This is a genomic window from Microbacterium sp. CGR1 (genome assembly GCF_051062835.1).
In the GTDB taxonomy this organism is placed as follows: domain Bacteria; phylum Actinomycetota; class Actinomycetes; order Actinomycetales; family Microbacteriaceae; genus Microbacterium.
This window is the reverse complement of record NZ_JAOTPG010000001.1, coordinates 1,762,026-1,773,850: the sequence shown is the minus strand read 5'-3', so window position 1 is coordinate 1,773,850 and position 11,825 is coordinate 1,762,026. Positions and strand designations below refer to the sequence as shown.

12 protein-coding genes are annotated in these 11,825 nt (G+C 68.0%); 8 read left to right on the top strand and 4 right to left on the bottom strand.

Annotation, left to right across the window (positions count from 1 at the left end; all coding sequences use genetic code 11):
- Positions 1-176: 176 nt before the first annotated feature.
- From OD997_RS08835 to OD997_RS08815, 5 genes are all read left to right on the top strand, one after another.
- Complete coding sequence (locus OD997_RS08835; protein ID WP_434331242.1) at positions 177-1,025, top strand: hypothetical protein; 849 nt, start codon at positions 177-179, stop codon at positions 1,023-1,025.
- Positions 910-2,475: a DUF7507 domain-containing protein gene (locus tag OD997_RS08830; protein WP_434332360.1), complete on the top strand. Its 1,566-nt coding sequence runs from the start codon at positions 910-912 to the stop codon at positions 2,473-2,475. Before OD997_RS08835 ends, OD997_RS08830 begins: the two co-directional genes overlap by 116 nt.
- Positions 2,476-2,746: 271 nt before the next feature.
- Positions 2,747-3,613, top strand: a complete 867-nt coding sequence (locus tag OD997_RS08825) for an EamA family transporter (protein WP_434331241.1) — start codon at positions 2,747-2,749, stop codon at positions 3,611-3,613.
- A 120-nt stretch (positions 3,614-3,733) separates the two neighbouring features.
- Positions 3,734-4,129, top strand: a complete 396-nt coding sequence (locus OD997_RS08820; RefSeq protein ID WP_434331240.1) for a GNAT family N-acetyltransferase — start codon at positions 3,734-3,736, stop codon at positions 4,127-4,129.
- 282 nt (positions 4,130-4,411) lie between these two features.
- The gene (locus OD997_RS08815; protein WP_434331239.1) at positions 4,412-6,055 is read left to right on the top strand and encodes an HNH endonuclease signature motif containing protein; all 1,644 of its coding nucleotides are present in this window, start codon (positions 4,412-4,414) and stop codon (positions 6,053-6,055) included.
- Between the two features lie 64 nt (positions 6,056-6,119).
- On the opposite strand, the gene OD997_RS08810 is transcribed toward OD997_RS08815, so the two are convergent.
- Positions 6,120-6,773, bottom strand: coding sequence for a response regulator (locus tag OD997_RS08810; RefSeq protein ID WP_434331238.1), 654 nt, complete (start codon positions 6,771-6,773; stop codon positions 6,120-6,122).
- Positions 6,774-6,999: 226 nt separating this feature from the next.
- Between OD997_RS08810 and OD997_RS08805 the strand changes: the two genes are divergently transcribed.
- A complete protein-coding gene (locus OD997_RS08805; RefSeq protein WP_434331237.1) occupies positions 7,000-8,160 on the top strand; it encodes a sensor histidine kinase in 1,161 nt (386 codons plus the stop codon).
- A 284-nt stretch (positions 8,161-8,444) separates the two neighbouring features.
- Here the strand turns inward: OD997_RS08805 and OD997_RS08800 are convergent, their stop codons facing one another.
- Entirely contained in the window at positions 8,445-9,188 is a 744-nt protein-coding gene (locus OD997_RS08800; protein WP_434331236.1) for a GntR family transcriptional regulator, read from the bottom strand.
- Positions 9,189-9,449: 261 nt separating this feature from the next.
- Here OD997_RS08800 and OD997_RS08795 point away from each other — a divergent pair, with 261 nt between their 5' ends.
- Both OD997_RS08795 and OD997_RS08790 read left to right on the top strand, forming a co-directional pair.
- A complete protein-coding gene (locus OD997_RS08795) occupies positions 9,450-9,578 on the top strand; it encodes a hypothetical protein (RefSeq protein WP_434331235.1) in 129 nt (42 codons plus the stop codon).
- Positions 9,579-9,592: 14 nt separating this feature from the next.
- Positions 9,593-10,681 carry an alcohol dehydrogenase catalytic domain-containing protein gene (locus OD997_RS08790; protein WP_434331234.1) on the top strand — a complete coding sequence of 363 codons (1,089 nt, stop codon included), beginning with the start codon at positions 9,593-9,595 and terminating at the stop codon, positions 10,679-10,681.
- A gap of 58 nt (positions 10,682-10,739) precedes the next feature.
- Here OD997_RS08790 and OD997_RS08785 read toward each other — a convergent pair whose 3' ends face one another.
- On the bottom strand, positions 10,740-11,258 hold the full coding sequence (locus OD997_RS08785) for a CinA family protein (protein ID WP_434331233.1): 519 nt from the start codon (positions 11,256-11,258) through the stop codon (positions 10,740-10,742).
- Positions 11,255-11,776 (bottom strand): FHA domain-containing protein, encoded by a 522-nt coding sequence (locus tag OD997_RS08780; RefSeq protein ID WP_434331232.1) that lies wholly within the window; start codon positions 11,774-11,776, stop codon positions 11,255-11,257. The genes OD997_RS08785 and OD997_RS08780 overlap by 4 nt, the downstream gene beginning before the upstream one ends.
- Between the last annotated feature and the right edge of the window lie 49 nt (positions 11,777-11,825).

Genomic DNA, 11,825 nt, shown 5'->3' with positions numbered 1-11,825 from the left:
AAGCCCCTCGCCGGCGGTCCGACACGTCCGATCTGACTGGAATACCGGTATCGATCCGATATCGGCGTTCGATACGGGACTGAATCCAAGCGGCCTCCGCAGCTAGGGTCGAGGCGCGAGGTGTGTCGTTCGGAACGATGCGGGGAGACCTCGGGGGAGAAAAGCAGGGTTCAGCTGTGTCAGTGAACTGCGCCGTGGGCGATCTCGCGCCCGGCGCGACGGCCGCGGTGAACATCACCGGCACCTGGGCGGCGACCGCGTCTGGCACGATCCGCAACACGGCGACCACCACCTCGGCGACGCCCGATCCGGTGATGACGAACAACACCTCCAGTGTCGACGTGGCGCTCACCCCGAGCGCGGACGTCAGCGTCGTGAAGACGACGTCGACCCCGAGCATCCCGCTGGGAGGGGTGGCGAGCTTCGTGATCACGGTGCGCAACGACGGGCCGTCCGCCGCAGCGGGCGTCGTCGTGACCGAGGTCGCGCCGGCCGGACTCGAGGTCACCTCGGCCACGCCGTCGGCGGGAATCTGGTCGCCAGCCGACCACCAGTGGACCGTCGGCACACTGCTCCCTGGCGAATCGGCGACGCTGACAGTGACGGCCACCGCAACCGTGGTCGGCACGCTGACCAACAACGCCACGGCGACCTCGCCGACGCCCGATCCCGATCCGTCCGACAACACCGGCACCTCGACGGTGGTCGTGACGCCGTCGGCCGACCTGTCGATCGTCAAGACGAGCTCGGCGAACCCGGCCCCGGTGAACGGACCGATCTCCTACACGATCGTCGTGAAGAACAACCCTGACGTGTGCGCCGGTCGAGTACACGCTGACCCAGGACGACATCGATGCGGGGGTCGTGCGCAACACGGCTTCGGTCACGGCCGACGCCCCCGTCGGGACGGTGTCGGACACGGCATCCGCCTCCGCCGACATCGACCAGACCGCAGGCATCGATCTGCAGAAGAACGTCGGCCTGGTGCAGGACGCGAACGGCGACGGGTTCATCGGCGCCGGTGACACGGTCCACTACACCTTCACGACGCGGAACACGGGCAACACGACCCTGAGCGACGTGGAGATCACCGACCCGCTGCTCGGAGCCGGAGCGCTGTGCACGATCGGCGAGCTCGGCGTCGGAGCCTCCAGCGACTGCGGGCCGTTCACCTACACGCTCACGCAGGCGGACATCGAGAACGGCAGCCGTCCGAACACGGCCACCGCGACCGGCACCGGACCGCTGGGCGCCGTGAGCGATGACGCCTCCCCAGAGGTGCTGTTCGCGGGCACTCCGGGCATCTCGCTGACGAAGACTCCGGGCGAGCCGGTCGATACGAACGACGACGGGATGATCGGGGCCGGCGACACGATCGCCTACTCGTTCCGGATCAGCAACACCGGCACGACCGTCCTGACCGACATCGTCCTCGACGATCCGCTGCTCGGCGGCGTCGTGAACTGCCCCGCGCTCGACGGTCTCGCGCTCGTGCCGACCGACGACGTCGACTGCGGACCCGTCGAGTACGTACTCACGCAGGATGACGTCGATGCCGGCATCGTGCGCAACACCGCGACGGTGACCGGCCAGTCGGTCGCCGGCAGCGCCGAGGGCACGGATGACGCCGACGTGACCGTGGTCGGCACCGATGCGCTCACGCTGCTGAAGTCGGCCGCGGCCGTCGTCGACGCGAACGGCAACGGACGGACGGATGCCGGCGACACCATCGCCTACACGTTCACCGTCACCAACACGGGAACGACGACGCTCTCGGGCGTCTCGGTGTCGGATCCGCGCCTGAGCGGCGACGTCGTCTGCGACACGACCGACCTCGCCCCCGGCGAATCTGCACTGTGCACGGGGCCTGCCGCAGTGATCACTCAGGCCGAGATCGACGCGGGGCAGATCATCAACACCGCCACGGCGACGGGCACGGGCACGGGCACCGGCATCGACGAGGAGCCGCCGTCCGATGAGGACATCGTGGTCACTCCTCTCGAGGTGCAGCCGGCGATCGCGCTCGCGAAGACCGGTGGCGAGTATGCCGACGCGAACGGCAACGGCAAGGTCGATGCCGGCGACATGGTGCAGTTCCGCTTCACCGTGACGAACACCGGCGCACGCACGCTGACGGCCATCGCGATCGACGACCCGAAGCTCGGTGGGGTGCTCGCGTGCGACGTGCCCGACCTCGCGCCCGGTGACACCGCGGCCTGCGGCCCGATCGGCTACACGCTGACGACGGCCGATGTCGCGAACGGCCGGGTCGTGAACGTCGCGACGGTGAGCGGTGCCGCGGGCACGGTCGTCGTCACGGCCGCGGCCACCACGACGGTCGATCTCGACGTCCTCGCGACGACCGGTGGTGTCATCACCGGTCTGGGCTGGGCACTCGCGCTGCTCGCGATCGGTGCGCTCGTGCTGCTGATCTCGCGAGTGCGTCGGCGGGAAGCCGCGGGCCTGTCGAGCTGACAATCGATGTGAGGCGTCCGGCACGGATCCCGTGCCGGACGCCTCATCGCTCATCCGGCATCCGGCATTGGGGTTCGTGCTCGTGCGCTGTTCACCTGCCGGTCACCATCGCCGGGTACCGTGAGTCGCGATAGCGCCTAGGGTTCCGGGGTTCGTCCCGTCTGGTCCGAGCGGCGCCACGGTGTCCCTCCGCAGGGGTGCCGTCATCTGACAGGACAAAAGCCCGGAGGACCCTGTTCGTCGCGCCTCGCGATGGACGGAAGGGTCTCACATGTCCGCTCTCGCCTTCGCTCTCGTCTTCGCCGCCGCGGTCACCCACGCCGCATGGAACGTGATCGCCCACGGGGTGAGCAAGGCCGGTATGCCGTTCCTGTGGTGGGGCGCCGTCGGGGGCACGCTCGTGTGGATCGGGGTGATCCCGTTCACCGGCGGGCTCGGCACCGATGACCTGCGCGGCTTCCTGCTCGGCGTCGGGGTGTCGGCCGTGCTGCATGTGATCTACATGGCCGTCCTGCAGCGCGGGTACCGCGAGGGCAATCTGTCCACGGTCTATGCGACGGCGAGGGGCACGGGGCCGTTCCTGTCGGTCATCGTCGCCGTCCTGCTGCTCGGAGAGCGCCCGTCCGCCCTCGCGCTCGTCGGGGTCGGCGCGATCATCCTCGGAGTGGTCGCGATCGGGCTCGTCGACCGCGGACGCTCGTCCCGTTCGCGGCGAGCCATCGACCCTGGACTCCTGTTCGGCCTCCTCACAGGCGTCGCCATCGCGGTCTACACGATCTGGGATGCGAACGCCGTGCGCACCTGGAACCTGTCACCCGTCGCGTTCATGGTCGGCACGATGCTGCTCGAGATCCCGTTCTACTCGATCGGCGTGCGCGGCCGGTGGGGGGCCGTCCGCACGCTCGGCCGCACGCAGTGGCGGCGCATCGTGGCGTTCAGCATCCTGTCGCCGCTGTCGTACATCCTCGTGCTCACCGCCATCCAGATCGCGCCCGTCGCCCTCGTCGCCCCGCTGCGCGAGGTCAGCGTCGTGCTGGTCTCGCTGTTCGGCGTCTTCGCGCTGAAGGAGAGCAGGCCGGGGTGGCGGATCGCCGCATCCGCCGTCGTCGCCGCCGGGATCGTTCTGCTCGCGCTGTAGCGACTCGCATCGCGTGGGGCTGGACGCCGGCGGAGTGCGTCAGGTGAATCGGGTGATTGTATGGATGCTGTGTCAGTCGGGTGGAGTCTTCGAGCGAGCAGTCCGTCGGATGCTCCGTGGATGGCGGAGCTGCGGGCGATCGTCATGCGACCCGATCTGGAGCGCCTGGGCCGGTACGACCCTGTGCGCGTGCGGCAGCGGTTCCTCGATGCGTTCGCTCCGGAGAACACGCGGGTGATCGTCGTGGACGGAGAGGATGTCGGGCTCATCGCAGTCCGGACAGAGACCGACGCCGTGTGGATCGAGCACTTCTACCTGGCACCGGGGTCCCAGGGGCGCGGACTGGGGTCTGCGGTGCTCGCGGAGGTTCTGTCGGAGCAGCGGTCCCTGCTTCCGTTTCGTCTCAACGTGCTGCAGGGGAGTCCTGCACGGCGGTTGTATGAGAGGCACGGCTTCGTGCTCGAGAGCGAGGATGCGGTGGATGTGTTCCTGAAGGCGGAATCGTTGCGGGGCTGAGCGGAGCGGACCGTTGTTCTCCCTCTTGTTCTCCCGTTCGGGTTCTCGGGTTTCTCCCTTCCTTTCGTTCTCTCTCTCCGTCTTGCGCAGTCTCTCTCGGTCTCACCCCTCCTTTCGGTCTCTCTGCCGGTCTCGCGCAGACTCTCCCGGTCTCTCCCCGTTCTCCCTCCCTCCCGCTGCCCACCTGCGTCATTCTGGGAGATTGGAATACGCCTCTGAACTGGGGTAAAACGCGGTCGTTTCGGGTCTTGAATGTCGGTGGTCCCGTGTTGACTTGCGGGTATGAACAGCACCGCGGAGCTTCTGGATCGGGTCATCGCCGACCTCGACACGGTGCTGTCCGACGACGCGCTCGCCGGGCTGACCGATGCGGACCGGATCACGGTGTTGCAGGGCGCGGGGGCCGCGTTCCGGCGGGTCGAGGCGGTGATCGTGGAGACGGTCGCGACGGGTGATGCGGTGGACTTCCCGCACTCGGCGGGGTGCCGGGGCCTGAACGAGTTGTTGCAGCGGACGGTGCGGGTGGACGTGCGGGGAGCGTCTCGGGTCAACACGGTCGTCGATCTGGTGCGACGCCCGATGAGTCTGGCGGGGGAGCGGATGCCGGCCCGCTGGTCCGAGCTGCGGCTCGCGCTGCTGGACGGGGTGGTCGGGGTGGCGGGGTTCCTCGCCGCGACCGGTCCGATCGAGCGGGTGTGGGATCGCCTCACGGTCGATCAACGGTTGGCGGCGGATGTCGCCTTGGCAGGGTGTGCGCGCGGGCACGGCATCGTGGTCGATGATGATGATGCGGATGCTGAGGATCTCGAGGCGGATGCGTCGGGCCCTGCGCCGACGGTGCAGGACTTGAAAGCTCTCGCGGAGGATCTCGCGTCGATGTTCGACCCCGACGGGGAAGAGCCCAAGGACGAGGACTCCCGGCGTCGCCGCGGGATCACGATCGGTCGGTTGAAGGACGGTGTGCACGCGATCCGGGGGTATCTGACCCCGGACGTCGCGGCGCAGCTGCAGCTGATCCTCGACGCGATCCTCAACCCCAAGGGTGACGGCCCCCCGATGCCCGGCGTGCACTTCACGCCCAGCGACGGCGACGGTGACAGTGCCGGCGACGCAGGTGCGGGCTCCAGTTCTTCGGACGCCGATACCGACATCGATGCCGACGCCGGCGCAGACGGTGAGCACGCGGATCTGTTCAATTCGGATCCGCGGTGTGTGCTCGATGATCGCACGGCGGCGCAGAAGCGCCATGACGCTCTGGCGATGGTGTTCGCGATCGCCGCCCGTCACAAGGACATGCCCGCCCTCGGCGGGTCGTCGCCGGTGCTCGTCGTGAACGTCGATGCGAAAGACCTCGCCACCCTCGGTCACGGCGTCGGCGCTGGCGCTGCCTTCGGGTCCGCTGTCTCCGGAAGGAGTGGCGACCACGGGAGTGCCGCGTCCGGAACCCACGGCAGCCACGGGAATGGCGGGTGGGCGACGATCCCCGGGTCCGGCGCCCACGTGCCGGTCTCGGTCGCCGCGCACGTCGGATGCACCGGCACGATCCAACGTGTCCTGTTCGACGAGGGGCGGATCATCGGGATCACGACCACCGACCGTGTCTTCACCGTGCATCAACGGCGAGCGATCATCGCCCGCGACAAGGAATGCCTGATCCCCGGATGTCATGTGCCGGCGTCGTGGTGTGAGATCCATCACGTCACGGAACATGCGAGGGGTGGGCCGACGCATACGGATAACGGTGTGCCGTTGTGTTGGTGGCATCACCGATCCCTCGGAGCCTCCGGATGGGAGATCCGGATGGATGCCGGTGTCCCGCAGGTGCGGGGTCCGCGGTGGTGGGACCCCGACCAGCGATGGCGCACCCCACGACTCAGCCTCCCGCGGATGCGCCACGGATCGCCGACACTCGCTCGCACCGGCTGACATCCGCCCTCACCGGCTGGCACCCGCCCTCAGCTGATGCAGGCGAGCCAACGGGCTCAGCGACTCAGCGGAACTCGACGAGTCCGGCGTGCGCTGCGGTGACGAGGATCTGCACGCGATCGCGCACATGCCACTTCGACATGATGCGACCGAGGTGAGCCTTCACCGTCCCCTCCGAGACGATGAGCGTCCGCGCGATCTCGGCGTTCGACATGCCCTGGGCCAGGCGCTGCAGCACCTCCTGCTCACGCTCGGTGAGCACTTCCAGGGTGCCGTCGCTGCCCACCGGCTCGGTGTCGCGCACATGCTTGATCAGCAACGACGCGATCCTCGGAGACAGCGAGCTCGCACCGCTGTACACCTCGCGCACGCCCTCGAGGATGCTGGCCGCGCTCGAGTCCTTCAGCAGATAGCCGGACGCGCCGGCGCTGAGCATCGGAAGCACCGTATCGCTGCCGTCCAGTGTGGTCACGGCCAGGATCTTGATCTCCGGCCAGCGCTCGCTGATGACGGCAGTCGCCTCGATCCCGTTCATCTCCGGCATCTGCACGTCCATCATCACGACGTCAGGACGCTCGCGTTCCACCACCTCGATCCCCTCCAGCCCCGACTCGGCCTCGGCGATCACCGTGATCTCGGGGTCTCGCGAGACGAAGTGGGAGAGCGCGGAGCGCACCAGGGGATCGTCGTCGACGATCACGACACGGATTTGCGACATGCAGGAAGCCTAACCGGGGGCGACCTCAGACGCGATGTATTGGACTTTTGGCTAGTGAGGTCTAGACGAGAGGCAGATGTGCGGCGTGCAGATCACCGAGAAGATGAATGCATCGCTAGTCAAAAGTGCAATAAAGGAGGTGAATCTCTATGTCTTTCTGGAACCAGGTTGGACTCTTCTTCGGCTTCTACCGTTAATATATCTGGCGGAAAGGAGATACTGAAGTATGGCTTCAAGTCTTTCGACGGGTGATCGCACAGACGTCACCCGACTCGGCAAGGGCGAGAAGCTCAGCACGATCGAACGCATCGCCGTACTGGTGGTGATCGGGACGATCTTCATCTTCGACTTCGTCGGACTGTTCCTCCCTCCGGGGTTGGAGCCGCTGACGGCGGCAATCGGGCTCGCATCCACGGCGGTCCTGGCCTTGTATCTCTGGTCCCCACTGATCGCGACATACGCCCTCGGCGTGGTGTTCGCACTCTCCTTCATCCCCGGCATCGAAGCTCAGGTGCTCACGGTCGCCGCTTTCGCGGCAGGCTTGATCGTGCGTCTGGGGTGGACCTCCTTGGTCCTGTCCTATGCCGGTGTCTTCCTTCTCGCATCCGCACTGGTCGTCTCTGGCGACTCGAGGGATGCCTTCAACATCGCGATCTTCCTCGTCGGTGCCGCAGTATCCGGCGCCGTCGGCTTCGCACTTCGCATCGCGTTCGCCCGAGGGCGGACCCTCGAAGTGCAGCTGGCCGAGAAGGCCGAGCAGGAGCGTCAAGCAGTACTCGCCGAACGACGTTGGATCGCCGGCGAGCTGCACGACAGCATCGCGCACCACCTCACCGTGGTGTCGTTGCACGTGCAGATGCTCGACGACGATCGCACCAGCACCGATTCGCAAGAGGCGATCAGGATCGCTGCCCGCAAGGCGATGACCGATCTCCGCTTCGTGATCGACCTCGCCGACGACGGCCCTCGCTCCGAGGGCATGCCGACCGGCGACCTCGCCGCATCCATCGATGAGGCGAAGCAGGAATTCGAATCCGCCGGGCACTCGGTACTGCTCGACGGAGACCCCGCGGACGAGCGCATCCCGCGAGCGGCCGAGATCATCTTCGCGCGCATCATGCGCGAATCCGCCACCAACGTCCTCAAGTACGCAGGTCACGGCGAGATCGAGATCAGACTCGATGTCGACGACGACATGGCGCGGATGACCGTGAGCAGCCCCCTGTCGGTGACGCCGCGGCGTGAGCTCTCCTCCAGTCGCACCGGAATCGGCCGTATGGCCGAGCGGGTGCTCGGCGCGAGCGGTGAGTTCAGTGCCGGAGAAGTCGATGGTCGGTGGGTCGTGGCCGCACGTCTGCCGATCGCCCGATCCGTCGCGAAGCCCTGACGAACGAGCACTCGCGAGCACTGTCGGCGTCAGAGATATACCGGCACTCGCCCTAAAGAACCGCGGAAATCCGGGCTTCGAACGCGAAATACTAGACGAAGGTCTAGGGCATGTCTCGACATTAGGCTGTGTTCCATGGTGTAGCCGGACGCTTACATTGGGTATACCCCAGAAATAGCGCATCCCCAGCGCTGTGATCGCGAGCGCGGTCCTTGGAATCTGATCCCCATCGCGCTCGCGATCGGCTTCTCTCCCCCACGGATGAGAAGTCGGCTGCTCGGCTTCTAGCCTCCGACTGCACGCATGTAGTGACCGTCCGTCGATATCCCGGACGCTGCGACCGTGAAGCGCACGACCTCGCTCAGGTAGCGATCCTCGGATGCCTCGAAGATGCGTCCGTCCGCGTCGCGCGAGATGCGGCTCAGCCGCAGGATCGGCGTCCCCTGGGGAACCCGCAGCAACGCGGCATCCTGCTCGTCCGCGGCAACCGCATCGATCTGGTGCTCGAGCCCGACGATCGGGTGTCCGACAGAGCCGAGGTATTCCGTGATCGAGATCTCGTCGGTGTCCACGTCGAACAGCCGGCGCCCGACCGTCTCGGTGTAGAAGAGCCGTTCGAGCATCGTCGGTCGCCCGTCGAGCGAGCGCAGCCGCACGACGCCGACGATGATGTCATCCGGCGCGACGCCCAGCATGTCCGCGCGATCACCCGCGCGACGCAGGCTCAGCTCCTGCGTCTGCGCACCCGGGGTGACCCCGAGATCGCGCGCCCAGCGCGTGAACGGCACCGACATGTCGACAGCCTGGCTGGCCTTGCGTGCGACCACGCGTGCAGGGCGCCCGCGGCCCGTCTCGATCAGGCCCTCGCCCTTCAGCACCGCCAGTGCGTTGCGGATGGGGCCGCGCGAGGTCTGCCATCGCGCCGCAAGATCTGCCTCGGTCGGCACGTCGTCGCCGGGGCGCAGGGTGCCGGCGGCGATCTGCGAGCGCAGGTCGTCGGCGATCTGGGTGTATACAGCTTCGGCCACATAGGCATACTACTTGGCACGCGGATGTGGCGCGCGACCGTTCTGCACGTGTTCACCCGGGGAAATCACCGGTGAACGACGCCTGAACTCTTCCGAGTTAGGTACATATCTCGACGCTCGGACTGTCAGAGTTGCTCGTGGATCACCCCTCCCACCTCGAAAGGTCCTCATGAAGCTCCGCGCTCTCCCCGTACTCGCCGGCGCCGCGCCGTCAGCGATGTCGAGTCCGGACGCCGCGCCGGAGCCGGTTTCGTCGCAGGCGTGCTCGCCGGCGCCCACGACGTCCGGGCGCTCACCGACGCCGGGGCCGATGCGGTGCTCAGCGACGTCACCGGACTCCACGGCGCACTCGCCGAACGCGGTCTGCTGCCACTCGTCGCCTCCGTCTGAGACGGGCTGACGACATGGGCACGCTGCTTATCCGTCCCCCCGGCCACCGCCGGGACGTCACGCTGCGCCCGGCCGCGACCGCGATGGTGTGGATCGGCGAGGGGCACGCGCACGAGATGATCGCGGTTCCCGGCGTCGCACTGGCCGACCGCGATGTGCTCGTGGCGGTGGAGATGTCGACGATCTGCGGCTCGGATGTGCACACCGTGCAGGGCCGCCGGTCGGCTCCGGTGCCGCTGGTGCTCGGCCATGAGAGCGTCGGACGGGTGATCGCCACGGGCGATGCGGGCTCGACCGCGGTCGACGGCACTCCGCTGCGCATCGGTGATCGTGTCGTCTGGTCGGTGACGATCTCGTGCGGAACATGCGATCGTTGCTCGAGCGGCCTCACGCAGAAGTGCCGCACCCTCGGCAAGTACGGCCACGACCGGATCGGCGTGCACGGAGACCTCACCGGCGCCTTCGGCACCCACGTGCAGGTGCGAGAGGGCACGGCGATCGTGCGGGTGCCCGAGTCGCTGCCGGCATCCGTGCTCGCGCCCGCCTCCTGCGCCACTGCCACCGCCTGGGCCGCCGTGGCCAGAGCGGCGCGCGACCACGACCTCGACGGCGCCGCCGTGCGCATCCACGGTGCGGGCCTCGTCGGCCTCTCCGCCGCGGCGATCGCAGTCGAGCAGGGGGCGACCGTCGAGGTCCTCGACCCCGCGCCCGCCCGTCTCGCGCTCGCCGCACGGTTCGGAGCGGGCCGGCTCGACCGCGATCCCGACGTCGTGATCGAGGCATCGGGGCATGCCGTGTCCGAGGCCCTCGCGGGCGTGGGCACCGGAGGGACGGTCGTACTGGTCGGCAGCGTGTTCCCCGCAGACCCCGTGCCGTTCGACGCCGAGAGCATCGTGCGTCGTCTGGTCACGATCACCGGAGTGCACAACTACACGGGCGCCGAGCTGGCCGAGGCCGTCGCCTTCCTCGCCGGTTGCGGACGCGCCTATCCGTTCGCAGACGCGGTGGGCGAGGTGCGTCAGCTGGCCGCGATCGACGAGGCGATCACGGCCGCATCCGCGCCGGGAGCCCCGCTGCGGATCGGACTCGTGCCGGGGCGCTGAGCGGGGCTGAGTTCAGCGACCGCCTAGAGCTGCGCTCAGCGATCGCGCTCAGCCGTGCTCAACCGACGGATGCCGCAGCCGACCCCGCGCGTCGAGGCCCCGCAGGGCGGATCCCCTCGGCGTGGAACGCGAGCAGGCGCGTGGCGGTGTCTACGGCCTCGTCGAGGATGTCCTGAGGGTCGCCGGTCAGCGCAAGCATCCGGTGGCCGACACCGTCGCTCGTCGCCCACCCGAGGTAGACGGTTCCGGGCTCGTGACCGCCCTCGGCATCCGGACCGCCGACGCCCGTGGTCGAGACGCAGAGGTCGGCGTCGAACAGGCGTCGTGCACTCTCGGCGAGATGCTCCGCGCACTCGGCAGAGCACGGGTCCGTCCCGGGTGTCAGACCGAGCAGACTCTCCTTGACATCTGTGAGATAGGCGACGATCCCGCCGGCGAACCACTCCCCGGCATCGTCACCCGCACCGATCGTGCTCGCGAGGCGTCCGGATGTGAGCGACTCGACGACGCAGACGCGCAGTCCGCGCTCCGCGGCGACTTCGCTCAGACGATCCAGCGCGGACTGCTCCGTCGTCACTTCTCTTCGGCGGAGTCGGCGTTCGTCGGAGCGTCCGTCTCGACGCTCGCCGCATCGTCATAGCCAGGACGCGACGGCTGCAGCGGCTGATCCGAGTACTCGCCGCCCTGGCGACCGCCGAAGGGGCGTCCGTGGTCGGCGAACTCGTCGCGGGCGAACACGAGCTCCCACGGGCCGACCGTGAAGCGCGCACCCGTACGAAGGGTCTGCTTGCGCTCACCGGGGTGCGTGGCATCCGCATCGGGGTTGGTGTTCATCTCGCCCTCGCCGTGCAGCTCCACGACGTACTCATCGCGGTCGTCGTGCGTGATCGTGGCGTGCACAGGGTCTGACTCGTCGAGGCGCAGCTCGTTGTCGGCGGCAGAGCCGATGCGCACCACATCGACCTCGAGCGCGAACTCGGAGCGCAGGTCGTCGCGTGAGACGCGCAACCGCGGGTTGCCCTCGCCGAACCCCGCATGGGTCGTGGTGGGGGTGTACCCCTCGTCGGATCGGTCGTCGATGTGTCGTGCGTTCATGGTGCCGCCTCCTCGCAATCGAAGCCAGAATATGCGGCGGAAAGAAGCG